This window comes from Anaerotruncus massiliensis (ex Togo et al. 2026) (genome assembly GCF_030825285.1).
In the GTDB taxonomy this organism is placed as follows: Bacteria; Bacillota; Clostridia; order Oscillospirales; family Ruminococcaceae; genus Anaerotruncus; species Anaerotruncus massiliensis.
In genome coordinates, this window is record NZ_JAPJQF010000007.1 from 42199 (window position 1) to 66795 (window position 24597).

The 24597-nt window shown below is 65.2% G+C and carries 24 protein-coding genes; all 24 read right to left on the minus strand.

The genetic code is table 11. From position 1 onward, the window contains the following. Positions 1 to 135: 135 nt before the first annotated feature. Complete coding sequence (locus RCI06_RS04130) at positions 136 to 1437, minus strand: hypothetical protein (protein ID WP_306574451.1); 1302 nt, start codon at positions 1435 to 1437, stop codon at positions 136 to 138. Between the two features lie 14 nt (positions 1438 to 1451). Continuing rightward, positions 1452 to 2324 (minus strand): Hsp33 family molecular chaperone HslO, encoded by an 873-nt coding sequence (hslO, locus tag RCI06_RS04135; RefSeq protein WP_101549764.1) that lies wholly within the window; start codon positions 2322 to 2324, stop codon positions 1452 to 1454. A gap of 23 nt (positions 2325 to 2347) precedes the next feature. Then, the gene (locus RCI06_RS04140; protein WP_101549762.1) at positions 2348 to 3085 is read right to left on the minus strand and encodes a class I SAM-dependent methyltransferase; all 738 of its coding nucleotides are present in this window, start codon (positions 3083 to 3085) and stop codon (positions 2348 to 2350) included. Further along, on the minus strand, positions 3085 to 3372 hold the full coding sequence (locus RCI06_RS04145; protein ID WP_101549760.1) for a YerC/YecD family TrpR-related protein: 288 nt from the start codon (positions 3370 to 3372) through the stop codon (positions 3085 to 3087). Before RCI06_RS04145 ends, RCI06_RS04140 begins: the two co-directional genes overlap by 1 nt. Positions 3373 to 3533: 161 nt before the next feature. Next, on the minus strand, positions 3534 to 3875 hold the full coding sequence (locus RCI06_RS04150) for an SHOCT domain-containing protein (RefSeq protein WP_101549758.1): 342 nt from the start codon (positions 3873 to 3875) through the stop codon (positions 3534 to 3536). 12 nt (positions 3876 to 3887) lie between these two features. After that, positions 3888 to 5189, minus strand: a complete 1302-nt coding sequence (gene lysA / locus RCI06_RS04155; RefSeq protein WP_101549756.1) for a diaminopimelate decarboxylase — start codon at positions 5187 to 5189, stop codon at positions 3888 to 3890. A gap of 23 nt (positions 5190 to 5212) precedes the next feature. Then, positions 5213 to 5887, minus strand: coding sequence for a ribosome biogenesis GTP-binding protein YihA/YsxC (gene yihA / locus RCI06_RS04160; protein WP_306574454.1), 675 nt, complete (start codon positions 5885 to 5887; stop codon positions 5213 to 5215). A 26-nt stretch (positions 5888 to 5913) separates the two neighbouring features. Beyond that, positions 5914 to 8385 (minus strand): endopeptidase La, encoded by a 2472-nt coding sequence (gene lon / locus RCI06_RS04165; protein ID WP_306574457.1) that lies wholly within the window; start codon positions 8383 to 8385, stop codon positions 5914 to 5916. A 415-nt stretch (positions 8386 to 8800) separates the two neighbouring features. After that, positions 8801 to 10108: an ATP-dependent Clp protease ATP-binding subunit ClpX gene (gene clpX / locus RCI06_RS04170; RefSeq protein ID WP_101549752.1), complete on the minus strand. Its 1308-nt coding sequence runs from the start codon at positions 10106 to 10108 to the stop codon at positions 8801 to 8803. 68 nt (positions 10109 to 10176) lie between these two features. After that, positions 10177 to 10761, minus strand: coding sequence for an ATP-dependent Clp endopeptidase proteolytic subunit ClpP (gene clpP, locus RCI06_RS04175; RefSeq protein ID WP_101553183.1), 585 nt, complete (start codon positions 10759 to 10761; stop codon positions 10177 to 10179). Between the two features lie 133 nt (positions 10762 to 10894). Next, the gene (tig, locus tag RCI06_RS04180) at positions 10895 to 12289 is read right to left on the minus strand and encodes a trigger factor (RefSeq protein WP_306574461.1); all 1395 of its coding nucleotides are present in this window, start codon (positions 12287 to 12289) and stop codon (positions 10895 to 10897) included. Positions 12290 to 12437: 148 nt separating this feature from the next. Further along, positions 12438 to 13139: a metallophosphoesterase gene (locus tag RCI06_RS04185; protein ID WP_306574502.1), complete on the minus strand. Its 702-nt coding sequence runs from the start codon at positions 13137 to 13139 to the stop codon at positions 12438 to 12440. Positions 13140 to 13199: 60 nt separating this feature from the next. Continuing rightward, positions 13200 to 14165, minus strand: a complete 966-nt coding sequence (locus RCI06_RS04190; RefSeq protein WP_306574464.1) for a dipeptidase — start codon at positions 14163 to 14165, stop codon at positions 13200 to 13202. After that, positions 14152 to 14556 (minus strand): YraN family protein, encoded by a 405-nt coding sequence (locus RCI06_RS04195; protein ID WP_302822482.1) that lies wholly within the window; start codon positions 14554 to 14556, stop codon positions 14152 to 14154. Before RCI06_RS04195 ends, RCI06_RS04190 begins: the two co-directional genes overlap by 14 nt. Beyond that, positions 14553 to 15152: a ribonuclease HII gene (locus RCI06_RS04200; RefSeq protein ID WP_101549743.1), complete on the minus strand. Its 600-nt coding sequence runs from the start codon at positions 15150 to 15152 to the stop codon at positions 14553 to 14555. The genes RCI06_RS04195 and RCI06_RS04200 overlap by 4 nt, the downstream gene beginning before the upstream one ends. 1 nt (position 15153) lies before the next feature. After that, positions 15154 to 16053, minus strand: a complete 900-nt coding sequence (gene ylqF / locus RCI06_RS04205; protein WP_302822481.1) for a ribosome biogenesis GTPase YlqF — start codon at positions 16051 to 16053, stop codon at positions 15154 to 15156. Beyond that, positions 16050 to 16613 carry a signal peptidase I gene (gene lepB / locus RCI06_RS04210; protein ID WP_172439172.1) on the minus strand — a complete coding sequence of 188 codons (564 nt, stop codon included), beginning with the start codon at positions 16611 to 16613 and terminating at the stop codon, positions 16050 to 16052. The genes ylqF and lepB (RCI06_RS04210) overlap by 4 nt, the downstream gene beginning before the upstream one ends. Positions 16614 to 16644: 31 nt before the next feature. Continuing rightward, positions 16645 to 17268 (minus strand): signal peptidase I, encoded by a 624-nt coding sequence (gene lepB / locus RCI06_RS04215; protein ID WP_302822479.1) that lies wholly within the window; start codon positions 17266 to 17268, stop codon positions 16645 to 16647. Between the two features lie 312 nt (positions 17269 to 17580). After that, positions 17581 to 17925: a 50S ribosomal protein L19 gene (gene rplS / locus RCI06_RS04220; protein ID WP_101549735.1), complete on the minus strand. Its 345-nt coding sequence runs from the start codon at positions 17923 to 17925 to the stop codon at positions 17581 to 17583. Positions 17926 to 18109: 184 nt separating this feature from the next. Continuing rightward, on the minus strand, positions 18110 to 18457 hold the full coding sequence (locus RCI06_RS04225; protein ID WP_101549733.1) for a cupin domain-containing protein: 348 nt from the start codon (positions 18455 to 18457) through the stop codon (positions 18110 to 18112). A gap of 12 nt (positions 18458 to 18469) precedes the next feature. Beyond that, complete coding sequence (locus tag RCI06_RS04230) at positions 18470 to 19147, minus strand: TIGR03936 family radical SAM-associated protein (RefSeq protein ID WP_306574470.1); 678 nt, start codon at positions 19145 to 19147, stop codon at positions 18470 to 18472. Next, complete coding sequence (locus RCI06_RS04235) at positions 19137 to 20981, minus strand: TIGR03960 family B12-binding radical SAM protein (protein ID WP_306574473.1); 1845 nt, start codon at positions 20979 to 20981, stop codon at positions 19137 to 19139. The genes RCI06_RS04230 and RCI06_RS04235 overlap by 11 nt, the downstream gene beginning before the upstream one ends. 63 nt (positions 20982 to 21044) lie before the next feature. Then, positions 21045 to 23354 carry a hypothetical protein gene (locus RCI06_RS04240; protein WP_306574476.1) on the minus strand — a complete coding sequence of 770 codons (2310 nt, stop codon included), beginning with the start codon at positions 23352 to 23354 and terminating at the stop codon, positions 21045 to 21047. A gap of 10 nt (positions 23355 to 23364) precedes the next feature. Then, the gene (locus RCI06_RS04245; RefSeq protein WP_306574479.1) at positions 23365 to 24579 is read right to left on the minus strand and encodes a hypothetical protein; all 1215 of its coding nucleotides are present in this window, start codon (positions 24577 to 24579) and stop codon (positions 23365 to 23367) included. Between the last annotated feature and the right edge of the window lie 18 nt (positions 24580 to 24597).

A 24597-nucleotide genomic window follows, 5' to 3' on the forward strand; every position in this document is an offset into this window, starting at 1 on the left:
TTTCAATCAACCGCCCACCCCCGATATCTACCCGACCACTTGTTCGTCGGCCGCTTCAGTTGTTTATAACACCCCGAAAACAAGTTTAAATCATAGGCCCTGACAAGCGGCCTACGGTCCGGCGGGCCGCTTTTCTTATGGGTCGATCCGCCGCTCGATGGCCAGCGTGCCGTCGGACGCGAAATCGTAAACGTACCAGACGTTTCCGTCCCCGTCGAGGACGCGGCGGTGGGTCTGGTCGACCCGCAGGTCGCCGCGGATGCCCAGCCCGTCCTCCAGCGGCTCCGAAAAGACGATCTCGTCCTTTTCAACGTCGTAGACGTGCGGGCCTAGCATGTTCGTTTCGAGCAGGTAGCGGTCGCTGAGGAACCCCGCAACACTGGAAAAATGCCCGAAGCGGACCCGCCGGTCGGGCCGGGAGGCGTCCATCCAGTGGAACTGGACGTACGCCTGTTCATAGAGCCCGTCGCTGACCGCGAACGCCAGGACGTTCCCGTCCGGGGATAGGCAGTCCTGGCGGTTGGCGGCCGCAGCGCGCACCCGCGCCAGATCGTCGTAGATCCCCCAAATCTGCTGCTCGGGCCAGTCGGCCTTCAAGACCTCTACCTCCGGGATGTCCGGAATATCCCCCTCGTAATCGGCGTAGACCTGGTAGTCGTCCTCCTCGCCGGTGCTCGTCGAAATGAAGCCGTAGCCGCAGAAGAGCGTCATCGAGCCGCGTCCGAGCTGCTCATACCACACCGGCGCGTCCTCCCCGAAGCAGCGCTTCCACCCGGCGTCGCCGGCGTTGCCGCCGATCCCGTACCAGGGTGCGTGCGCCGCGAGCACCGGGAGCATGTCCCGGCGCTCCTCCGGCAGCGGATACCGCCTGCAGATGCAGATCGACCGGACCTCGCCGCCCGCCTCGCCCTCAAACGCGATGGAAAATTCCCGCGTGCGGTAGCCCGCGTAGCAGACGGGCATGTGGCGGCTCATCCCCGGCGCGGAACGGTTGTCGTCCCGTGCAAAGCCGAACTGCGGCGCGCCGAACGCCTCCCGCACGAGTTCAAACGGGTCGCCGACCGAGATGCCCGCGATCACCGGGGCGGTGGAACGCCCGTCGAAGAGCAGGCGGCCGGACGCCCCCTGCTCCCACAGCGCGTCGTCGGGGTATTTCGCGGCAAACGCCTCCCCGTCGAGCGTGAGGTAGTCCTCCGCCAGCGGGCAGAGCTTCCAGTCCTTCCGCTCGAGAAAGCGGGGCGGATCAAGCCGGTAGGTCCCGCCCGGTTCCGGGCCGGGTTCCGATTTTGATCCCGGCGGTTCGGCGGAGGCGGCGCGCCCGGCCGGGACGGACGCGGATGGCTCCGCGACCGAAGCCGCCGCGGGGGCGGCCTGCGGCGCGCACCCCGCCAAAAAAAGGCAGGCCGCCAGCAGGGCGGCGATCTTCCGCAGTCCCATCCGACGGCCTCCTTTCAGCGCCGCAGCAGGGCTTCCAGCTCCGCGCGGGTAAAGGTGTACTTTTTATCGCAGAAGTGGCAGGCCACCTCGGTGGTCTCCTGTTCTTCGGCGAGCTTTTCGAGGTCCTCGCGGCCGATGCTGAGGAGCGCCCGCTCGACCCGCTGCTTGGAACAGGTGCAGCGGTAACGGACCTCCCGCTCGTCCAGAATCTCGGGGAAAAAGCCCGCGAGCACCGTTTCAATGATCTCCCGGGGTCCCATCCCCTCGTCGATCATCGTCGAGACGGGCTTCACCGCGTTGATGTTCTCCTCCAGCCGCGCGATCGTGTCCTCCCCCGCGCCCGGCAGCAGCTGTACGAGGTAACCGCCCGCCGCCCGCACGGTGAGCTCGGGGTTCACGAGCACGCCGAGCGCGCAGACGGTCGGCGTCTGCTCGCTGACCGCGTAGTAGCTCGTCACGTCCTCGGCAATCTCCCCCGAGACGATCGGCACCGAGCCGATCGACGGCTCGGGCAGGCCCACGTCCTTGATGACGGTGAGGGTGCCGTTTTTGCCCACCGCGCCCGCCACGTCCAGCTTGCCGTAGCGGTTGAGTGGAATTTCCACGACGGGGTTGGCGACGTAGCCGCGCGGGTTGCCCCGCGCGTCGGACACCGCGATGAGCGAGCCGGCGGGCCCTCCGCCGGCCAGCCGCACCGTGACGCTGTCCCCCTCGTTTTTGAGCTGGCTACCCATGATCGAGGCGGCGGTCATCAGCCGCCCGAGCGCGGCCGTCACCGTGGCGGAGGTCCTGTGGACCCGCTCCGCCTCGGCGGCGATATCGGTCGAGTCCACCGCGGTGCAGACGAGCGAGCCGTCCCCCGCGATGGCGCGAATCAGTTTTCCCATATCTGAAAGTTCCTTTCCGTTTCTTATCCCCTGCGGCGCGCCGCGTAGACGGCGCGCTGGGTCGTCTCCCCCACCGGGTCGAAGGTGTCCCCCGCGTAGACCGCGAGCAGCTCGAAGCCGGCGCGGTCGAGAATTCCGGCGAGCGTATCGTGCGAATAGCCGCGCTCGCAGAAGCTCTCCCCCTCCCGCGCGTAGAGGGTTTTCTCCCGCACGAAAAAGTCGAGCGTGATCTCGGTGAGCAGGGTGTCGTCGGTGGCGTTCTGCCATACGCAGTAGAGGTCCCCGAGGTCGTAGACGAAGGTGTTCTGCCCGAGGATTTCCCGGTGCTTGTAGGGGGTGTTCACGTCGAAGACGAAGACGCCGCCCGGCGCGGTGAAGAGGGCCACCCGCCCGATCGCGGCCTCGAGCGCCGTCTCGTCGGTGATGTGGTTGAGGCTGTCGAGCGCGCAGACCGCCGCGTCCACCGTGCCGTAGAGGTCGAGGGAGGAAAAGTCCTGGCAGAGCCAGAGGATTTCCCCCGCGCCCTTGGACGCAGCTTCAGACAGCATGTCCGCGCTGCCGTCCACCCCGATCACGTCGTAGCCGAGGCGGGAAAGCTCGACCGAAAGGCTCCCCGTCCCGCACGCCAGATCGAGCAGGATGGGCTTTTCGGCCACGCTGAGATGCTGCCTGATGACAGAATCGAAATATTGCGCGCGCCGCCGGTAGTCGACCTGCTCCATCAGCCGGTCGTAATAGGCGGCAAAGGCGTGGTAGGGCATCAGTCCTTCACCCGCTCGAAGACCACCTTGTAGCCGTCGCTGCCGTAGTTGAGGGAGCGGTTCACCCGGCTGATCGTCGCGGTGGAAGCGCCCGTCTTGGCGACGATGTCGCTGTAGACGCGCCCCTCGCTGAGCATGCGGGCCACCTCGAGGCGCTGGGAGAGCGCCTTGAGCTCGGGCACGGTGCACAGGTCGTCGAAGAAATTATAACACTCGTCCATCGTTTCGAGGGAGAGGATGGCTTTAAAGAGATAGTCGACGTTCATGTCCTTGAGTTTCGTATTCAAACGATCGCCTCCACAAATGATATTTGCACTGTCTGCATTTTATCATTTTAGTTTACGAAAGTAAAGACTTTTATGCGTGAAAGCGCTACATTTTTTTCGCGCTGCCGCTTCACACTGGGAAAGAGCGCGAAAAACCGGGCGGAAACTCCGCCCGGCCGCTTTCAGAGCTTTTCCAGCAGCTCCGCCTTTTTTGTTTGGTACTCCTCCTCGGAGATCAGCCGCTGCTCATAGAGTCCCCGCAGGCGTTCCAGCCGCCGCTCGATCGGCTCCTCCGGCGCGTCCGCCTCGTCGATCTCGATGCGGCAGCTTGTCACGCCCTTTTTGGAAAAGGCGTTCAGCAGGTTGACCGCCGTGATGACGGCCGCGATCAGCGTCCAGAAGATGCCGAACGGCCCGAAGGCGGGAATCACCATGAAAATACCGAGCAGGACAAAGACCGCGCCGACGACGGCCCCGACGGCCGACTGTCCCTTGCCCGGGCGGACGCGCACCTGTTTTTTCATCTCCGCGCCCCCTCAGTCCTCATCGTTCCGCACGAGGTCCTCGTAGCTCTCCCGACGGACGACGACGCGCGCCCGCCCCTCCCGCAGCATGACCACGGGCGGCCGGGGGATGCGGTTGTAGTTGGAGGCCATCGCATAGTTGTAGGCGCCGGTGGCCAGCACGGCGATGATGTCGCCCGCGCGCGCCTCCTGCATCTGCATGTGCTCGCCGATCAGATCGCCCGACTCGCAGCACCGGCCCGCGAGGGTGACGGTGCGGGTCTTGGGCTCTGCGGCCCGGTTGGCGACCATCGCCTCGTAGGGCGCCTGATAGAGGATGTAGCGCGGGTTGTCCCCCATGCCGCCGTCCACCGACAGGTAGGTGCGCACGCCGGGGATCTCCTTGACCGCGCCCGCCGTGTAGAGGGTCAGCCCCGCGGGGCCGACGATCGAGCGGCCCGGCTCGATGACGATGAAGGGGGTGCGCAGCCCGCGCGCCTTACAGGTGCGCTCGACCGCACCCGCGACCCGCTGCATATAGCGGTCGTACTGGACGGGGTCGTGCTCGGGCAGGTATTTGATGCCGAAGCCGCCGCCCAGGTCGAGGATCTCGAGCTCCCGGCCCGTCTCCGCCTTCACGTCCGCCATGAAGCCGAGCATCACCTCGGCGGCGTGCTCGAACGGCTCGATGTCAAAGATCTGCGAGCCGATGTGGCAGTGGACGCCCTTGAGGCGGACCCCCTTCATGCCGACGGCCTGCCGGACCGCCTCCATCGCCTCGCCCGTCTCGAGCGCGAGGCCGAACTTGCTGTCGATCTGGCCGGTGCGCACGAAGTCGTGGGTGTGCGCGTCGATGCCCGGCTTGATGCGGAAGAGGATCTCCGCGACCTTGCCCCGGCTGACGGCGAGCTGGTCGAGCAGCATGAGCTCGTCAAAGTTGTCGACGACGATCGTGCCCACCCCGTATTCGAGCGCCTCGATCAGCTCCTGCACCGTCTTGTTGTTGCCGTGGAAAAAGATGCGCTCGGGCGGGAAGCCGACGCTTTTGGCGGTGTAGAGCTCGCCCCCCGACACCACGTCGAGCCCGAGCCCCTCCTCCGCCACAATCCGGCAGACCGCCTTGCAGCAGAACGCCTTGCTCGCGTAGGTCACGAGCCCCCGGCCGCCGTAGTAGCGGTTGACCGACTCACGGTAGCTTTCGCACGCGCGGCGGATCTCGTCCTCGTCCATGACATAGAGGGGGGTGCCGTAGGTCTGCGCCAGCTCGACGGTATCCCGCCCGCCGATCGTCAGGTGTCCGAGGGCGTTGAGCCCCAGGCAGTCGGATACAAACATATGATCACGTCTTTCGTCAGATTTTACATGTCGTCGGCATAGCCGCCCGCGTCCTTCTCGGCCTCGTGCGCGTCCATCGAGGCGCGGTCATCCTCCTCCCGCGCCTCCTCGGCGCAGTCCCGCTCGATCTCCGCGACGATCGCCTTAACCGCGTCGACCCCCTCGCCCGTCTCGGCGGAGAAGGGGATCTTGATGATCTGGTCGGCGCAGGGCAGCTCGCGTTCCAGCGCGGCGAGGCGTTCCTCCCGCTGCTTCTTGGAGAGCTTATCCGCCTTGGTCAGCACGGCCACGAAAGGCAGCTCCCGGTCGATCAAAAAGTCGATCATCGTCAGGTCGTCCGCCGTCGGCGGATGGCGCATGTCGATGAGCTGGAAGACGACCCGCAGGTCGCGTTCCTGCGCGAAGTACCCCTCGATCAACTCCGCCCAGCGGCGCTTCTCCCCCTTCGAGACCTTCGCGTAGCCGTAGCCGGGCAGGTCCGCGAAGCGGATGCCGTCCGCGTGGAAAAAGTTGATCGTCGCCGTCTTGCCCGGCACCGCCGACACCCGCGCGAGCCCTTTGCGGTTAAAGAGCTTGTTGATCATCGAGCTCTTGCCCACGTTGGAGCGCCCCGCGAAGGCGATCTCGGGCAGGTCGGAGGGCGGAAGCTGCGACGACGTGCCGTAGCTCGCCTCAAACTGGACGTTGTGGTAATTCATGGCTCCCGCCCCTTTCGGTCTGTCATTTATTGTGGAATCGGGGAATTCGCCTTGGAAAGCGGCTCCTTGCCCTCGGAAGCGATCGCGTCGAGCACGGGGGTGCTCGCCTTGGCGCGCGGTTTTTTGACGAGCGCCGTCTCGAGCACCGTGTCGATCCGTTCGGCGGTGATGAAGCGGATATGCTCCTTCACGACCTCGTCGACCTCGGCCAGGTCGGGCTCGTTCTCGGCCGGGATGACGACCGTCTTGATGCCCGCGCGGTAGGCGGCCATCGTCTTTTCCTTGAGCCCGCCGATCGGCAGCACCCGCCCGCGCAGGGTGATCTCGCCGGTCATCGCCACGTCGCGGCGCACCGGGGTGCCCGACAGCGCGGAGATGAGCGCGGTGCAGATCGTCACGCCCGCGGACGGCCCGTCCTTGGGCACCGCCCCCTCGGGAACATGGATATGAATGTCGCGCGTCTTATAGAAGTCGTGCTCCACGCCGTACTGCTCCCAGTGGGCGCGGATATAGCTGACCGCGGCGTGCGCGGATTCCTTCATCACGTCGCCGAGCGAGCCGGTCAGTTCCAGCTTGCCCGCGCCGTCCATGACGGCGACCTCCACCTGGAGCATCTCGCCGCCCACGCTCGTCCACGCCAGGCCGTTGACCATGCCCACCTCGTCGAACGACTGGATGAGCTCGGGCTTGAACCTGCGGGGGCCGAGGAAATCGGTGATGTTCGCGTTGTCGATGACGACCTTTTTCGCGTCGCCCGAAACGATCTGCTTGGCGGATTTCCGCAGCAGCGAGGCGATCTCCCGCTCAAGCTGGCGCACGCCTGCCTCGCGGGTGTAGTTGTCGATGAGCGCGTAGACCGCGTCGTCGGTGATCTTCGCCTTGGAGGCGGTCAGGCCGTGGCGCTTGAGCTGCTTTTGGCAGAGGTGGTTTTTCGCGATGTGGAACTTCTCCTCGCGGGTGTAGCTGGAAAGCTCGATGATCTCCATGCGGTCGCGCAGCGGCCCGGGGATCGTGTCGAGGGTGTTGGCCGTCGCGATGAAGAGCACGTCGGAAAGATCGAACGGCACCTCGATGAAGTGGTCGCGGAAGGCGTGGTTCTGCTCCGAATCGAGCACCTCGAGAAGCGCCGCCGACGGGTCGCCGCGGTAGTCGTTGCCGAGCTTATCCACCTCGTCGAGCAGCATGAGCGGATTCTGGCTGCCCGCCAGCTTCATCGCGTTGATGATGCGGCCGGGCATCGCGCCGATATAGGTTTTGCGGTGGCCGCGGATGTCGCTCTCGTCCCGCACGCCGCCCAGCGAGATCCGCACGTATTTGCGCCCCATCGACTTGGCGATCGAGCGGGCGATCGACGTCTTGCCGACGCCCGGAGGGCCGACGAGGCAGATGATCTGCCCCTTGATCTCCGGCGCGAGCTTGCGCACCGAGAGCAGCTCGAGGATGCGCTCCTTGACCTTCCGGAGCCCGTAATGCTCCCGGTCGAGCAGCGCCTTCGCCTTCTTGACGTCGATCTTGTCGGCGGTCCTTTTGCCCCACGGCAGCTCGAGCACCGTGTCGAGATAGCCGCGGATGACCCCCGCCTCGTTGGAGTTGCCCGGCAGCTTGGACAGCCGGTCGACCTCCTTGCCCAGCTTTTCGGCGGTCTCCGCGTCGAACTTGATCTTGGCGATCTTGTCGTAGTACTCCTGGATCTCCTCCTGGTCGTCGTCCTCGCCCAGCTCGCCCGAGATTGCCTTCATCTGCTCGCGCAGGTAGTATTCGCGCTGGTTCTTGTCGATCTGGCCCTTGACCTTCTCCTGGATGTCCGCCTCGAGCGAGAGGATGTCGTTTTCCTCCTCGAGCAGGCGCGCCAGGATCTCCAGCCGTTTGAGCGGGTCGCTCTGGGAGAGGATCGTCTGCTTGTCCTCGACCTCCATCTGCATGTTGCCCGCTATGTACTCCGCCAGGTGCACCGGGTCCTCGCTCACAAGCGCGCTGACGATCAGCTCCTTGGGCATCCGCGGCGTGAGGTAGCAGTATTCCTCGAACAGGTCCTTGACGGTGCGCATGAGCGCGTCGCACATCGCGGACTTGACGCTGCGGGTGATGCGCAGCGGGAACTCCGCGATCATCCCCTCGAAGAAGGGCGACTCGGAGAGCACCTCGATCGTCTTCGCGCGGTACATCCCCTCGACGAGCACCCGCCAGGTGCCCCCCTGGGATTTGATGATCTGCTTGACCTGCGCCACCACGCCGATTTTATAGAGCCCGTCCGCCTTCGGCTCGTCGTCGCGGATGTTCTTCTGCGCGACGAGGAAGATTTTGCGGTCGCCGCTCATCACGCGGTTGAGCGCGAGGATGGACTTTTCCCGGCCCACGTCGAAATGCAGCACCATCTGCGGGAAGAGCACCAGCCCGCGCAGCACCAGCATGGGCATGCGCACCGGTTCCTTCGGTTCGGGCACCTGCGGGGACTTCTTCTCCGCGGGCAGAATTTTTTTATTGTTAAGCTCGCTCATATCGCGGCCTCCATTCTCCGGTAAAATGCTTCTATCTCAAAAAACCTTGCCGGTTTGAGCTATTATTATATCATGCTTTCCCCCCGATGTAAACCGGGGAGCATTACCAGCCAAAGGGGACTTTCGTACCAAAGGGGACTTTCGGGAAAGTCCCCTTTGGAAACCCTCAAAGCTTCATCGGGCCGGCCGCCGTCTTCCGGTATGGGGCTCTGCCCGCGCTTTTCGCCGTCTCTGTCCGCGCCAAAACGCTCTTTGGAAACCCCCAAAGCTTCATTGGGCCGGCCGCCGCCTTTCAACATGGGGCTCTGCCCGCGCTTTACGCCGTCTCTGTCTACGCCGGGTCCGCCGCCGAAAGACGCGAAACGGCCGCCGCAGAAACTCTGCGGCGGCCTCTTCCATGCCGTCTTACACCGAATCAGGACGCGCTGTCCCGCCGGGCCCGCGGCGTCACGCGGCGGGCGGTGGAAATTTGCAGGCGGGAAGGCCTGCGGGCGGGATCCCGGGTGTACTCCGGCTCCCCCTCCCCCTTGGCGCAGGCGCCGGTGATCCGGATGCCCGCGACCGTGCAGTCGGAGGGCGCCTCGTACATGAGGTTCCCGAGCACGTCCTCGATGATCGCGCGCAGCCCGCGCGCGCCCGTCTTGCGCTCGATCGCCTTGTCGGCGATCGCCTCGAGCGCCTCCTGGTCGAAGGAGAGCTCGATGTTGTCGAGCGAGAAGAGCTGCTGGTACTGGCGCACCATCGAATTCTTCGGCTCGGTCAGGATTTTGACGAGCGCCTCCCGGTCGAGCGGTTCCAGCACGGTGAGCACCGGCGTGCGCCCGACCAGCTCGGGGATGAGCCCGAAACGGACAAGGTCCTGCGGGATGACCTGCTGCACGAGCTGGTCCTTCTGCTTGGAGTCCTTGATCGTCGACCCGAAGCCGATCGAAGATTTATCGGTGCGGCGCTCGATGATCTTTTCGATCCCCTCGAACGCGCCGCCGCAGATGAAGAGGATATCCTTGGTGTCGATCTGGATGAATTCCTGCTGGGGATGCTTGCGCCCACCCTGCGGCGGGACGTTGGCGACGGTGCCCTCCAGAATCTTGAGCAGCGCCTGCTGGACCCCCTCGCCCGACACGTCGCGGGTGATCGAGGGGTTCTCGCTCTTGCGGGAGATCTTGTCGATCTCGTCGATATAGATGATGCCCTTCTGCGCACGCTCGACGTCGTAGTCCGCCGCCTGCAAAAGGCGCAGCAGGATGTTTTCCACATCCTCGCCCACATAGCCCGCCTCGGTCAGCGTCGTGGCGTCCGCGATGGCGAAGGGGACGTTGAGCATCTTGGCGAGGGTCTGGGCGAGCAGCGTCTTGCCCACGCCGGTGGGTCCGAGCATGAGGATGTTGGTCTTGCCGAGCTCCACCTCGCTCGTGTCGCCGAAATAGATGCGTTTGTAGTGGTTGTAGACCGCCACGGACAGCGCGATCTTCGCGCGGTCCTGCCCGATCACGTATTCGTCCAGCCGCTCCTTGATCTCACGCGGCTTGAGCACGGTGATCTGCTGCTCGGGACGGCTCTGGCGGGGCCGCTGCGCGGGCATGTCGTCGTCGAGCACGCTCTGGCAGAGCTCCACACACTCGTTGCAGATGCACACCCCCGGCCCCGCGATCAGCCGCTGGACCTGGTTCTGCATCTTGCCGCAGAAGGAACAGCGCAGTTCCCTCTCGTCGTTCTTCGCCATGGGATACCTCCTGAAAATCTGGATACGCAAAACGCGGCGCCGGTGGGCGCTGCGCTTTTGGGAAAATGTTATTCGTGGTGGCTGAGGATCTTATCGACCAGGCCGTAGTCGAGGGCCTGCTGCGCGGTCATGAAGTTGTCCCGCTCGGTGTCCCGCTCGATGATCTCGAGCGGCTGGCCGGTCTGCTCGGAGAGCAGGCGGTTGAGCTTTTCGCGGGTGCGGATGATCCAGTCGGTGTGGATCTTCATGTCGGTGGCCTGGCCCTGCGCGCCGCCCGACGGCTGGTGGATCATGATCTCGGCGTTGGGCAGCGCGATCCGCTTGCCCTTGGCGCCCGACGAGAGCAGAAACGCGCCCATCGACGCGCCGAGCCCCATGCAGATGGTCGAGACGTCGCACTTGATATAGTTCATCGTGTCGTAGATCGCCATGCCCGCCGTGACCGAGCCGCCCGGGCTGTTGATGTAGAGGTGGATGTCCTTGTCGGGGTCCTGCCCCTCGAGGTAGAGCATCTGCGCGATCACCAGGCTGGCGGAGGTGTCGTTGACCTCCTCGCACAGCATGACGATGCGGTCGTTGAGCAGCCGCGAAAAGATGTCGTAGCTGCGCTCGCCCCGGTTCGTCTGCTCGATGACCATCGGCACCAGGCTCATGGCCGCGCTTCCCATTGTTAGGCTCATTGTGAAATTACCTCCTGTCGGATTCGTTCTGCCGCAAACCAATCCTCTATGCTCCAAAAGTTTTACCGGCGCGGCGGCTGGCCGCCGTGCCGGTATGTAGGTAGTCTTATTCGGCCGACCCGTCCGCGGGCTCCGCCGCCGGGGCTTCCTCCGCCTTCGCCTTCTTGGCGCGCGGCTTGGAGGCCTTCTTCGGCTTCTCCTCCTTGGCGGGCTCCTCCCTGACCTCCTTCACGACGGCGCTGTCGCGCACAAGGTCGAGCGCCTTGCCCATCGCGAGGTTCTGGGCGATCTCCTTCTCCGGAACGATGTTCCTGAGCTTGTCGGCCTCCATGCTGTAGTTCTTCGCGAGCTTGTCATACTCGGCGGCGATCTCCTCGGCGGTCGGCTCGATCTTCTCGAGCTCGACGATCTTTTCGAGCGCCAGGCGGGTCTTGACCTGCGATTCGGCCTGCGGGACGAAGCCCTTGCGGAAGCCGTCCATATCGGTGCCCGCGTACTGCAAATAGGTCGGCAGGTTGAGCCCCTGCGACTGTAGACGGTACTCGAAGTCGCGCACCATCTCGTCGATGCGGCTGTCATACATGCACTGGGGGATGTCGGCCACGAGCTTTTCGCAGACGGTATCCATCAGCTTGTTTTCCATCTCGGTTTCAGCCTGGCTGTCATGACGCTCCTGCGCCTTCTTCTTGAGGTCGGCCTTCAGCTCGTCGAGCGTGTCGAACTCGCTGACGTCCTTGGCGAACTCGTCGTCCAGCAACGGCAGCTCCTTCATCTTGAGCTCGTGCAGCGTGCACTTGAAGACAGCGGGCTTGCCCTTTAATTCCTCGGCGTGGTAGTTCTCCGGGAAGCTCACGTTCACCTCGAACGACTCGCCGACGCTGTGGCCGACAATCTGCTCCTCGAAGCCGGGGATGAAGCTGTTGGAGCCCAGCTCGAGCGGGTATTTCTCGCCCTTGCCGCCCTCGAACGCCTCGCCGTCGACGAAGCCCTCGAAATCGATCACGGCGGTGTCGCCGTTCATGGCGGCGCGGCCCTCCACGGCGATCACGCGGCCGCCCTGCTCCTGCATGCGGGAGAGCTCGGCGTCGACCTCGGCGTCGGTCGCCTCGACGACCTTCTTCTCCACCTCGATGCCCTTGTAGCCCTCGATGGAGACCTCCGGCTTGACGGTGACGGTCGCCTTGAAGGAGTAGCCGTCCTTCGAGACGTCGAGCACCTCGATATCGGCGCGGTCGACCGGCTCGATGCCCTTTTCCTCGACGGCGGCGTCGTAGGCCGCGGGGTAGGTGTTGTTGACGGCCTCCTCATAGAAGACGCCCTCGCCGTACAGCTTTTCGATCATCCTGCGGGGGGCCTTGCCGCGGCGGAAGCCGGGAACGGTCATCCGCTTGACATTCTTTTTGAACACCTCGTCGACCGCCTTGCCGAACGTCTCGGCGTCGACGGTGATGGTGAGCTCTACCTTTTTGTCCTCGTTGGTCTTCATTTCTGTTACTGCCATTCTACTTCCTCCTGAAAAATGTTCCGTTCCCCTGCATCTTCCGCTTTTCCTGGAGGAACGATTCGGGCGCTATAAACCCACTATCTTGGTATTATATCAAATCGGACGGGACTTGCCAATAGATAATTTGTGAATTTCCCGCGTTTTTTCAGCCTTCCCGGCCGGTTTCCACCAGCACCGGGTCAAATTTCAGGTAGTCGCCGCTCACCAGCCGAAAGCGGATGCCCTCGTAGCTCCCGTCGATCGCCCAGCGGCACCCCTCGGCGTGGATGTGACCGTAGTAGCAGCGGCGGACGCCGTGCTTTTTGAGCACCTCGAGGATCTGCGGCGAGACGCTCTCGCCGTAGACGGGCGGGTAGTGCAGAAAAACGACCGGCTCCAGCCCGGTCTTTTCCGCCTCCGCGATCGAAAGCTCCAGCCGGATGCACTCCCGGTTGATGATCTTGTCGTCGAACGCCTCCCCCGTCTCGAAGAGCCACCCCCGCGAGCCGCAGACGGCGATCCCGTCGGCCGTAACGCAGTTATTATGGAGGATTTCCAGCGTGTTTAATCCGTGCGCCGAAAAAAAGGCGTGCACCTTGGAGCGGGTGCTCCACCAGTAGTCGTGGTTGCCCTTGAGCAGGATCTTGCGCCCGGGCAGCGCCTCGAGAAATTGGAAATCCGCGAGCGCCCCCTCGAGCGACATCCCCCACGAGGTGTCGCCGGGCAGCACCACGGTGTCCCCCTCCCCGACCTTCGCGCGCCACGCCCGCCCGATGCGCGCGACGTAGTTTTCCCACCCGGGGAAAACGTCCATCGGGTGCCCGCTCGTCAGCGAGAGGTGCAGGTCGCCGATTGTGTAGACCGCGATTGCGATCGCCTCCTTTTTGCCGGGCCGGTCTCCCGGGGAAGCCCCGGAAAACAGCCCCGCTTACATCCCGCAGGGAGGTTCTCCCCGCGCGTCGTACCGCTCGAAAAATGCCATCGCGTTTTGAAAAAAGAGCTTTTGGGCCAGCTTTTCGCCGTACTCCGCCTTCACCCGGCTGTAGAGCCCGCCGATCCTCTCGGCCGGCTCCAGCCAGGAGGGCACGTCGGTGCCGTCGTAGTCGGAGCCGAGCGCCACGGCGTCCTCCCCGCCGAGCGCGAGGAAGTGGCCCAGGTGCGCCGAGAGCGCCGCGTAGGAGGGGTCGGGGTCGTCCGCCGCGAGGAAGTGGGTGGAGAAGTTGAGCCCCACGACGCCGCCCGCCGCCGCGACCGCCCGGAACTGGTCGTCGGTGAGGTTGCGACCATGCCCGCAGACCGCGCGGGAATCCGAATGGGTCGCGATAAACGGGCGCCTCGCGCGTTTCTGCACCTCCCAGAAGCCGCTGTCGCTCAGGTGGGAGACGTCGACGACGATCCCCGCCTCCTCGAGCAGCGGGAGCGCCTCCCGCCCGAGGGGGGTGAGCCCCTCGTCGCAGGCCATGCCGCTGCCCAGCTCGTTTTTGCCGTTCCAGGTGAGGGTCAGGACGCGCACGCCGCATTCCCGCAGCCGCGCGATCCGCCCGAGGTCCCCGGCGAGCGCCGAGCCTCCCTCCACCGTGAGCAGCGCCGCGCACCTTCCCCCGGAAATGATCTCCCGGATGTCCGCCGCCGTGAACGCCTGCGCGGCGAGGTCGGCGTTCTCCGCGAGCTGCCCGGTGAAGAACCGGTAACAGCTCTCAAAATAATCGACCGCGGCCTCGCCGCGGTATTCGTCCGGCATGAAGATCGCAAAGCACTGGCACCAGTCGTAGCAGGCCATCCGGCCGAGCGCGAGGTGCGCGCCGTTTTGCCGCAGGCTCCGGTCGCCCGGCGCGAGGCGCTCGCCGTCGTGCAGGCGGGTGACGGTGTCGCAGTGCAGGTCAAATAAATACATCCAGATCCCCCGTATCGTACGCGCCCGCCAGGTGGGCCCAGCGGGTCACCACATTCGAGCCGGGCCGCTCGGTCACGACCTCGAAGAGGTCGAAACGCGGCTGGACCGCCCCTGTATTGTATATGCCGCGCTCCCGCAGATATGCCACGGCGGCCAGCGCGATCCGCCTGCGCTGCGCCCTGGTGACGCTCGCGGCCGGGGCGGCCAGCGCGCTTTGCGCGCGGGTCTTGACCTCGACGAAGGCGATGACCCCATCCTTTTGCAGGATGAGGTCGATCTCATGGCGCCCGCTGCGCCAGTTGCGCGCGAGGATTTCGTACCCCGCCTCCGCGAGCTTCTTCACGGCGAACTCCTCCCCCAGCGTCCCGCGCTGCCGCGTCGTCGCCGTCATTTGAGGAGCTTTTTGAGGAAGGTGCGGCGGTGTACCGGCGAGGGGCCGTACCGTTCCAGCATCTCGTAGTGGAGCCTGGTGCCGTAGCCCTTGTGCTGCGCGAACCGGTATTCGGGGTACTTTTGGTCGAGCTCCTTCATATAGCGGTCCCGCGCGACCTTCGCCAAAATCGACGCCGCCGCGATCGACGCGCTCCTGCCGTCCCCGCCGATGATCGTCTGGGTGGCGAAGCCGAGCCCCGGGTCGCAGTTGCCGTCGACAAGCGCGAGGTCGGGCTTCACCGAAAGCCCTTCCGCCGCGCGGCGCATCGCGAGCATCGCCGCCCGCAGGATGTTCATTTCATCGATCTCCGCAACCGACGCGGCCGCGATGCTATAGGCCGCGGCCCGCGCGGTGATCTCGTCAAAGAGCGCCTCGCGCTTTTTTTCCGTGAGCTTCTTCGAGTCGTTGACCCCCGCGATCTCGACGCCGCGCGGCAGAATGACCGCCGCGGCGTACACGTCCCCCGCGAGCGGCCCGCGCCCCGCCTCGTCGATGCCGCAGACGGCGGAAAACCCCTGGTCGTAGGCGATCAGCTCATACTGGTACAGGTCCATGTCAGTCCTCCGGCGGCAGTTCCAGCGTCAGCCTGCCGAGCTTTCCGCTGCGGAATTCGTCGAGCACGGTGATCGCCGCCCGTTCGGTGTTGGCCTCGCCGCCCGGGACGAGCATCCCGCGCTTTTTCCCCACGAGGCAGAGCAGCCCGTAGGCGTCGAGCCCGTCCGTCTCCCCCTCCTTCAGGTGATAGCGCGCGGCGAGCTGCGCCGGGTATTCGGCGTTTAAAAGCCAGAGCAGCCGCATCGCGAGCAGCTCGGCGTCGAGCACGTCGTCCTTGACCGCGCCCGTGAAGGCGAGCCGCTCCCCGACGGCGGGGTCCTCGAACTTAGGCCAGAGCACTCCCGGCATGTCCAGCAGGTCGATCCCGCCCGCGAGCGACACCCACTGCCGCCCGCGCGTCACGCCCGGGCGGTCCTCCACCTTCGCGCGCTTCGCGCCCGCGAGGCGGTTGATGAGGGAGGACTTGCCGACGTTGGGGATGCCAACGATCATCATGCGGATCGGCTGGCCGCCCATCCCCTTCTCCGCCCTGCGCGCGAGCTGCGCCGAAAGCGCGCTCTTCACGAGCGGCAGGAAGGCCCCCAGGCCCTTGCCGCTGCGGCAGTCGGTCGCGATGGCGGGGACGCCCTTTCGGGTATAGTAATCCACCCAGCGGCGGGTCGCCCCGTCGTCGGCGGAATCGCATTTATTGAGCAGGATCACGCGGGGCTTCTGCCCCACGAGCTTGTCGATCTCCGGATTGCGGCTCGACGCGGGAATCCGCGCGTCGGTCAGCTCGACGACGATGTCGACGAGCTTCAGGCTCTCGCTCATCAGCCGCCGGGTTTTGGCCATGTGCCCCGGGAACCACTGGATCGACGGGACCTCTGCCGCCGGGACGCCGGGCTGCTGGGTACTCATGAAATCCCTCCGAACTTGTTGAATGGGAAGAAGCGGAAGACCGCCTTGCCCATGATGTGGCGGACGTCGACCATGCCGATGTCGCTCGACCGGCTGTCGAGCGAATGGTTGCGGTTGTCCCCCATCACGAAGACGCAACCCGCCGGCACCTTCACCGGGAAGGAGATGTCGTACTGGAGCATCGTGGGTTCGTTGATGTAGGGCTCATCGAGCAGGGTGTCGTTGCGCCACACCTCCCCCGACGCGAAATCGATGAAGATGACGTCCCCCTCCTTGCCGATCACCCGCTTGACGATCGCGTCCTCGTCGGTGATCGAGCGGTCGACGACGACCACGTCGCCGTATTCCGGCGCGTAGCCCGCCTGCTGGAGGATCAGCCGCTCGCCGTTGTGGAGGGTCGGCAGCATCGAAATGCCGTTGACCGTCGCGAGCCGCGCGAAAAAGGTGAAGATGAGCAGGAAGGCGAGCAGCGGCACCAAAAACGATTCCACCCACTCGTACGCCTCGCTCACCGCGCTTTTCGCCTCCGGCTGATTGTCCCTGTATTCCGCAGCGTCCATCTGCATCCTCTCCATTCCAGTCATTCTGTCGTCAGTCGATCTCCCCCGCCCTGCCCGCCGGCAGGAAGCGGTAGACCGCCTTGCCCATCACCCGCCGCAGGTCGATCATGCCGATCTCCCGCGTGCGGCTGTCGGCCGAGTGGTTGCGGTTGTCCCCCATCACGAAGACGCTCCCCTCGGGCACCGTCACCGGGAACTCCACGTCCCGCCGGGTGAGGGTGGGCTCGTTTAAGTAGGGCTCGTCCAGCATCTGCCCGTTGCGGCGGACCTGCCCGGTTTCAAAGTCGATGTCGATCTCGTCCCCCGCGCGGCCGATCACCCGCTTGATGATCGGCGGCTCCCCCTTCTGGCTGCGGTCGATGACGACCACGTCGCCGTATTGGGGGTCGTGGTAGCCCGCCTGCACCAGCAGCAGGCGGTCGCCGTCGCGCAGGGTGGGCAGCATCGAGGGGCCGGACACCGTCGCGGTGCGCGCCGCGAACGCAAAGATCAGCAGGATGACCCCCACCGCGATCACGCACGACTCCACCCATTCGTACACCTCGGCCACCGCGCCGCGGCGCCGTTCCCTGGCGTTCAGGGAGTTCTTGATGTCGTAGCGGAAGTCGTGTTCCCGCCGCGCGTCCTGTCGGGTCCTGTACTGCTGTTCCAACATACGCCCATCCTTCCGGAAGCCCGGACCTTTCCATTGATAGATTTTCAGTATAACACACCCCGTCCCGCGATTCAAGGCGGACGGCGCCGGCCGGGGCGCGGCCGAAGAAGCGGAAAAAGAAAAGGGACGTTTTCACGTCCCCAGCCTGCGGGGCCGCCCGCAGGCTGCACGAGGGGGAACCGGATTGCCGCGGCCTGCGGCCTTGCTCCCTCATCCCCCTCGTGTGCGCCCCCTTTTTTAAGGGGAGTTTTGTCCGGCGCATGTCCGGACAAAACAGAAAGGGACGTTTTCACGTCCCTTTCAAAAGCGTTCTTATCGAATGGTGTCCTTGACCTTGGCGGCCTTGCCGACACGGTCACGCAGGTAGTAGAGCTTGCTGCGGCGGACGCGTCCGTTCCTGACCAGCTCCACCTTGTCGATGTTGGGGGAATGGATGGGGAAAACCCTCTCGACGCCGCAGCCGTGGGCCACGCGGCGGACGGTGAAGGTCTCGGAGATGCCGCCGTGTTTCTTGGCAATGACCGTTCCCTCAAAAACCTGAACCCTCTTCTTCTCGCCCTCTTTGATCCAAACGTGTACCTTGACGGTATCGCCGATCTCGATCTTGGGCAGCTCTGCTTTCGTGCAATCGGTGACGATCTGCTTCAAAGCGTCCATTACTGCTTCCTCCTTATTTTTTGCAGACATTCATGCCCAAAATCGATGGCAGAGGACTGTCCGGTTTCATGTTCAATCCGGCTGGATTGGGCGTGAAATCCCGTTGCAGGATCACAACGTTCATTACATGCTTATATAGGATACCACAGGGGAATCCAAAATGCAAGTATTTTCTTCCTGTTTTTTACGAATTTACGATGAGCGCGATGAACTCGAGCGGCGTCTCCCCCGCGTTTGCGATGCTGTGCCCCTGGCCCGACGCGGTGTGCGCGCAGTCTCCCGGGGAGAGCGTGACCTCGGTGCCGTTGTCATTGTAGCGCGCTTCGCCCGCGAGGATGTAAAAGGTCTCGCTCTCGCCCTGGTGCTCGTGGTAGCCGATCGAGCAGCCGGGCGCGAGGACCATGTGATTGAAGAGCCTGCCGTGCCCGCAGAACTGCCCGGGCTGCAAAAGCTCCTTCATGCGCACCTCCCCGTCGCCGCCGCGCATCTGCGTCTTGACCGTCTCGGGAAGCTCCCGTTTTCTTGTAATCATCCTGCATGCCTCCTATTCAAATGGGTTTCCATCCTGGTCCAGAACCGCGGTGCGCACCACCCGCATCCAGTCCGCGCGCACCCCCTCCTCCGCCGCGAACGCGTCGAGCAGCAGGGTGGGGTTGAGGTTGAGCGTGTTGCCGGCGGCGGCGCGCATCGTAAAAACGAGGGTGTCGCCCGCCGCGCGCTCCTCCCGCACCGAAAAGTGCGGCTTCGCGTCGATCACGCGCTCCCCCTTTTTGCCCTTCTTGACGACGGGGACCGTCTCCCGGTTCCGCCACGCCGCGAATTTTTCCGCGGCGGCCTCCGCCGTCATCCCGTCGAACTCCTGGGTGATCTCGTAGTCCGCCCACGCGATCGCCTCCGGCTTCTGTCCGGCCGGAGCCGCGCGGTAGCAGCGGACCCCCTCGGGCAGCACGGTGTTGAGGCGCTCCACCACCTCCTCCATCGGCAGCTCCCCGGTGAGGCGGAAATCCATCGACTCGCAGGTGCTCTCATAGCCGAGCGCGAGCGGCAGCGCGAAGGTCAGGTAGACGTGCGGGTGGAAGCCGAGGGTGTGCCACACCGGCAGTCCCGAGCGCTTGAGCGCGCGGGAGATGCAGCGCACCATGTCGAGGTGGGAGATGTATTTGATCCGCCCGAGCTTCCGGTAAAAGACCCGGACGGTCATTTTGAAGAGCTCATTTCCCAAAGCAGGCACCCCCCACCAGCTTGTTCGCGCCGCAGCCGGAGCAGTTGAGGCGGCAGTGGGGCGTCACCTGCGCGGCGAGCGCGCGCTCGTGCTCGCGGATGAGGTACGCCTTCGTCACCCCATAGTCGAGATGGTCCCACGGCATAACCTCGCCGTAGCTCCTCCGGCGGTTCGCGTAGAAGGAGAAGTCCACGCCGCACACCTCGGCGGCGTCCTCCCACCGCTCCATCGAGAAGAAGTCGTTCCAGCCGTCGAGCTTCGAGCCCAGCCGCCACGCGTATTCGACGACGGGGCACAGCCGCCGGTCGCCGCGCGCGAGCGCCGCTTCCAGAAAGCTCGTCGGGCTGTCGTGGTATTTGACGGTGATTTTCTTGCTCTTCACCGTGTCGAGCAGGATGCGCTGCTTGCGCCGCAGCTCCTCCCGCGTGTCCTGCGGCTCGAACTCGAAGGGGGTGAACGGCTTGGGCACGAAGCAGGCGACCGAGACGGTCACGCTGACCCCGCGCCCCTTGGGGCGGTCGGGCAGGCGGTAGAACATGTCGACCACCTTCTGCGCGAGGCGGATGATGCCCGCCACGTCCTCGTCCGTCTCGGTGGGGAGCCCCATCATGAAGTAGAGCTTCACATTGCTGTAGCCCCCCTCGAAGGCGGTGCGGCAGGTGCGCAGCACCTCCTCCTCGGAGACGTTCTTGTTGATGACGTCCCGCAGCCGCTGGGTCCCGGCCTCGGGCGCGAAGGTGAGGGAGGATTTGCGCACCGCCGCGATCCGCTCGACCAGCTCCCTGGAGAAGTTGTCCACCCGGAGCGACGGCAGCGCGATGTTGACCGCGTCCCGCTCGGTCCAGGAGAGCATGTCGTTCAGAAGCGGCTCGAGCTCGGAATAGTCGCTCGTCGAAAGGCTCGTGAGCGACACCTCGTCGTAGCCGGTGTGGTCGCACAGGTCGTGCGCCTGCCGGTCGAGGGTGGCGTGGCGCTTTTCGCGCAGCGGGCGGTAGAGGAACCCCGCCTGGCAGAACCTGCATCCGCGGATGCACCCGCGCAGCACCTCGACCATCGCGCGGTCGTGCACCGTCTCGGTGAAGGGCACGACGAAATCCTTCGGGTAGTAGACGCCGTCGAAATCCCTGACGATCCGCTTCAGGACCCGGGCGGGCGCACCCTCCCGCGGGGTGACGGCTTCGATCGTGCCGTCCTCCCGGTAGCTGACGTCGTAGAGGGAGGGGACGTAGATGCCCCCGATCCGCGCGGCGCGGCGCAGGAAGGTTTGCTTGTCCCAGCCCTCCCGCTTGGCGATCTTGTAGAGGTCGATCAACTCGAGGTTGACCTCCTCCCCCTCGCCGAGGATGAACAGGTCGATGAACGCCGAGATCGGCTCGGGGTTGCAGGCGCAGGGACCTCCCGCCACGACGAGCGGCGAAAGGCCGGTGCGGTCCTTGGAGCGCACCGGCAGCCCCGCGAGGTCGAGCATGTTGAGGATGGCGGTGAAGCTCAGTTCGTATTGCAGCGTGAAGCCGATGAAGTCGAAATCGGTGACGGCGTCGAGGCTCTCGAGCCCGAAGAGGGGGATCCGGTGCTCCCGCATCAGCCGCTCCAGGTCGTCGCCCGGCGCGAACACCCGCTCGCACCAGATATCCTCCCGCTCGTTCATCAACGAGTAGAGAATCTTCATGCCGAGGTGCGACATCCCCACCTCATAGAGGTCGGGGAAGCAGAAGGCGAACCGCACGTCCACCTTCGCCGGATCCTTTACAATGCTGCCGAGCTCGCCGCCGGTGTAGCGCGCGGGCTTCTGTACCTGCAAAAGCACCCGTTCGAGCGCCTTTCTCACATTCATGATTTGAAACATCCTCTCAAAAAGCTACCCCCCATTTTACATGAAATGGGGGGTAAATGCAAGCTATGCGAACCGGTAGGCTTCGCTTGGATAGGGCTCGCCCGGTCCGGCCGTGCGCCGCAGGTCGGGCAGGGAGTAATAGTCGACCGTCTCCCCCTGCCGCAGCCCGACGGTATAGTCGTTCGGATAGAGGACGCCGCCCGGGAAATAGCCGTCCGGGTCGAAGACCTCCGTCTTTTCCCCGGTGACAAGGTCCAGGACGGTGAACCCGCAGTAGAAGGTCTCGCCGCCCAGAATCGCCTGCATCCCGACGAGGAAGCGCCCGCCGCCCATCAGGCGGGGGAAGGCGTAGCGCGCGGGGATGTTGTCCGTCCGCTGGCCGATCTCCCGGTTGGGGAGCCGGAGCTGTTCCCCCGTACCGTCGGCGCGGGCGGTCCAGATGCCGTCGTCCGCCGCGTAGGCGATCGTCTCCCCCGAGAGGTCGAAGGAGCCGTCGTCCGGGAGCAGAGCGGTTGCGATGCGGTCGGGCAGGGCGTATTCCTCCACGGGGAGCCGCTGCCCGAACTTGCCGTAGAACACCGACCCGGAGGTGAGCAGCCGGTAGTCGTACCCCGCCCGGTCATAGACGGGCGCGAGCGCGACGGGGCGGGTCTCCCGGTCGAGCCGGACGCCGTCCCCGAAGCTGCGGCCCGTCTTCGCGTCGAACGATTCGACGAACCAGCTCCCGTCCGCCGCGCGGGCCAGCACGGCCACCGATTCCCCCGTCCCGTAGGCGTCGATCGGGGTCGCGCCCGCGCGCTCCGTCTCGCCCGCGAGCAGGGAGTGGAGCGTCAGCGCGCCCGCGCGGTTCCACCGGAGCAGCAGGGTCTCCGCCTGCTGCCCGTCCCGGTAGCGGCAGAGCGCGTAATCGGGCGTGACGCCCGCCACGTAGAACTGCCCGCCCGCCGCGGTGAAGAGGGGCTTGTCCTCCCCGTAGGCGGTGAGCTCCACGAGATTCTGCCCGTCGTCCGCGCGGGAAGTCCGCACGGAGAGGTAATTTTCATAGTCCGCGGTGAAGAGCTCCCGCACCCCGCGGTCGAGCATGACCGGGCTTTCCCGCGTCTCGCCCGTCGAGAGGTCGAGCACCGTGTCGACCGTGTCGGAGCGCATCACGACGGTCATATCGTCCGGATAGGCCGTCCCCGAACGCATCACGCCGAAATTCCGGTAATAGCCGACCGTCCCCGCGGCCAGGTCGCAGACCGCCAGCGCGGCGTAATCCGACTGCGCGCCCGGGATCGACGCGACCGCGGTCAGCAGCCTTCCGCCCCCGTGCAGGCGCGGCTCCGTATAGCGCGGCTGCGGGAAATCCTCCGGCGCGTTGGCGGGATAGCGGTCCCCCAGCGCCTCGGCGAGGCTGTCGGAGGAAAGCGCCCGCCGCACCGTGCCGCCGGGTCCGGCGAGCCACACCCCCTCGCCGTCGGCGCAGGCGGCGGCCCCGGATGCCGGGTCGAGGTCGTAGCCGCCCGGCCGCTCCCCGGACATCCGCCGCCACAGCTCGAGCGGGAGGCGGTACTCCTCCGATTTTTCCGGATCGGAGGCGGAGCGGTAGGAGACGACACCGTTATCCTGAACGAGACGGTAGTCCCAGCCGTTGTAGGTGGTCCTCTCCATCCGGTCGACCCCGGCTTCCGGCGAAAAGTCGTAAAGCGCCTCCCCGCTCGAGGTGTCGAACGCCTCGAAAAGCGCCTTGCCGTCCGCGTCCTCATAGCGGACCAGCAGGACCCCGCCGAGCTGAAGCAGCTCCCGCGGATAGAGGTCCTGCGAGCCGGGATCCGGCGAATCGAGCGGCAGGTACTCCCCCTCGAGGCTCACGGCGTCGGGGAGGGTATTTTTCCCGACCAACCGGGCGATCCCGTCATAGACCTCCCCGCCGAACAGGTACTGCCCCGTCTCGTCCCCGACCTGGAGCCAGAGCACCGTCTTCCCGGGATACAGCTCGTGGCTCTCCCCGCAGAGGAAGAGCTCGAGGGAACAGACCTTCCCGCCGCCCAGCACGCTCACCTGCTGGTAGCCGAGATCCTCCTCCCCCTCGATGGAACGCATCTCCACCCGCTCAAAGGGCGAGACGGTCAGCAGGTTCGCGATCCCCTCCACCAGCGCGCGGGACATCCTCACCCGCTGGAATTCGCCCGGCGGGTCGATGCGCACGTCGCCGGGACGCGCGCCCGTCAGTTCGGCTTCCATCGCGAGCAGGAGCGGGTCGTCCGTCTTTTCCGGCGCCGGCCGCGCGGGCTCTTTGGCGGGCGCGGGGCCCTCCACGGGCGGCTGCACGCAGCCCGCCGCAAAGAGGCAGAGCGCCAGCGCCAGCAGGACGCAGAGTCCTCGTTTCATCAAATCCCCCCTAGCGGTATTTCACGGCGGCCAGCCACGGGCCGTCGCCGTCCGCATCTTCAAAATAAACATAGGATTCCGTGAGGTCCCGTGGCCCGAACATGGTCTCATACGGAGCTTTCCAGGGATCGGGCAGCGGGTGGGAACGGTCGTCCGGGTCGTCGAGGGAACAGATATAAAAACGGGTTTCCCTGTTTTCATCCGCGCCGGCCCGAACAAGCGTCCGGGCTTCCAAAAGAAGGTCCGGATACAAATCGCTATAGTGGATTTCATATTTTCGGGTTTCGCCGGTCTGCGCATCCAGAACGACGGTATATGAGGCGCTTTGTGAGATCACATAGCGGTCCTCGACGCCGCACTTGATCGACCCGTTGGTCCGCCTGCCCACTTCCAGCTCTGTCCGCGCCCCTGTTTCCAGATCGCACAGAACCGCGCCCGCATAGTGTTCCCCGTCTCCCGCATACGGAGAAAAGAGCGCGGCCGCCACCTTTTCCCCATTGCAGAGAAACCGCGGGGCGTAGAGAAGATAGGGCGGCGCATCGGGCGTGGCCCCCATCCCGTCGGGCAGATCGCTGTTGTTCAGGATTCTTCGGGCGTTTTCGCCCCGCGCGTCCGAAATCCAAATGCCGTCCTCCGCCGCCCAGGTAAAGGCGTTCCCGCTATAGTCATAGGCGCAGGGCGAATATCTGGTCGAAAGGCCAAACTCCAGCAGCGCGATATTCTCCGGCAGCGGCACGACCTCTTCGGCCGTTTCGTCGGTGCTGCTCCGGTAGAGCATCCGGTCCGTGAGCAGGACCCGGTAGTCATAGGGGCCGTATGAGACCTTCTCCATCCCCCAGACGAGCTCGTCTACCGGAAACCGGTAGCGCATCTCCCCCGAAGACAGGTCAAACGCCCCGATCATCCAATGGAGTTCGGAGCCCTCTCCCTTCCGTTCATACCAGCTGCACACCAGCACGTCTCCCGACTGTAAGAAATCCCCATAGATCAGTTCGCTCTTCCCGATTCCCTCCATGGGCCTCAGGATGACCGCCTCCTCCGGGAACGCTTTGGGGGACTCCTCCGCCGATCCGGGCGCGGGCTCCGATTCCGCCGGGGTAACGCCCGCCGTCACGGGCGGGGAACCGGACAGCGCCCCGCCGGGAGCGTCCGCCCCCGGGCTTTCGCAGGCGGCCAGCGACAGGCAGAGCAAACCCGCCGCGAGCGTGCAGAGCATCCGTTTCATCCAAAGCCCTCCTCCCAT

Bases quoted from the DNA above. Each gene is read 5' to 3' on its own strand.
- lon (WP_306574457.1), bottom strand. From the start codon at position 8,385: ATGAGCGAGCTTAACAATAAAAAAATTCTGCCCGCGGAGAAGAAGTCC.
- clpP (WP_101553183.1), bottom strand. From the start codon at position 10,761: ATGAGCCTGGTGCCGATGGTCATCGAGCAGACGAACCGGGGCGAGCGC.
- RCI06_RS04190 (WP_306574464.1), bottom strand. From the start codon at position 14,165: ATGTATTTATTTGACCTGCACTGCGACACCGTCACCCGCCTGCACGAC.
- RCI06_RS04235 (WP_306574473.1), bottom strand. From the start codon at position 20,981: ATGAATGTGAGAAAGGCGCTCGAACGGGTGCTTTTGCAGGTACAGAAG.
- clpX (WP_101549752.1), bottom strand. From the start codon at position 10,108: ATGGCGAAGAACGACGAGAGGGAACTGCGCTGTTCCTTCTGCGGCAAG.
- lysA (WP_101549756.1), bottom strand. From the start codon at position 5,189: ATGTTTGTATCCGACTGCCTGGGGCTCAACGCCCTCGGACACCTGACG.
- rplS (WP_101549735.1), bottom strand. From the start codon at position 17,925: ATGGACGCTTTGAAGCAGATCGTCACCGATTGCACGAAAGCAGAGCTG.
- lepB (WP_172439172.1), bottom strand. From the start codon at position 16,613: ATGGACGCTGCGGAATACAGGGACAATCAGCCGGAGGCGAAAAGCGCG.
- RCI06_RS04195 (WP_302822482.1), bottom strand. From the start codon at position 14,556: ATGACGGCGACGACGCGGCAGCGCGGGACGCTGGGGGAGGAGTTCGCC.
- RCI06_RS04130 (WP_306574451.1), bottom strand. From the start codon at position 1,437: ATGGGACTGCGGAAGATCGCCGCCCTGCTGGCGGCCTGCCTTTTTTTG.
- tig (WP_306574461.1), bottom strand. From the start codon at position 12,289: ATGGCAGTAACAGAAATGAAGACCAACGAGGACAAAAAGGTAGAGCTC.
- RCI06_RS04240 (WP_306574476.1), bottom strand. From the start codon at position 23,354: ATGAAACGAGGACTCTGCGTCCTGCTGGCGCTGGCGCTCTGCCTCTTT.
- RCI06_RS04140 (WP_101549762.1), bottom strand. From the start codon at position 3,085: ATGCCCTACCACGCCTTTGCCGCCTATTACGACCGGCTGATGGAGCAG.
- lepB (WP_302822479.1), bottom strand. From the start codon at position 17,268: ATGTTGGAACAGCAGTACAGGACCCGACAGGACGCGCGGCGGGAACAC.
- RCI06_RS04245 (WP_306574479.1), bottom strand. From the start codon at position 24,579: ATGAAACGGATGCTCTGCACGCTCGCGGCGGGTTTGCTCTGCCTGTCG.
- ylqF (WP_302822481.1), bottom strand. From the start codon at position 16,053: ATGAGTACCCAGCAGCCCGGCGTCCCGGCGGCAGAGGTCCCGTCGATC.
- RCI06_RS04150 (WP_101549758.1), bottom strand. From the start codon at position 3,875: ATGAAAAAACAGGTGCGCGTCCGCCCGGGCAAGGGACAGTCGGCCGTC.
- RCI06_RS04225 (WP_101549733.1), bottom strand. From the start codon at position 18,457: ATGATTACAAGAAAACGGGAGCTTCCCGAGACGGTCAAGACGCAGATG.
- RCI06_RS04200 (WP_101549743.1), bottom strand. From the start codon at position 15,152: ATGGACCTGTACCAGTATGAGCTGATCGCCTACGACCAGGGGTTTTCC.
- yihA (WP_306574454.1), bottom strand. From the start codon at position 5,887: ATGAATTACCACAACGTCCAGTTTGAGGCGAGCTACGGCACGTCGTCG.
- hslO (WP_101549764.1), bottom strand. From the start codon at position 2,324: ATGGGAAAACTGATTCGCGCCATCGCGGGGGACGGCTCGCTCGTCTGC.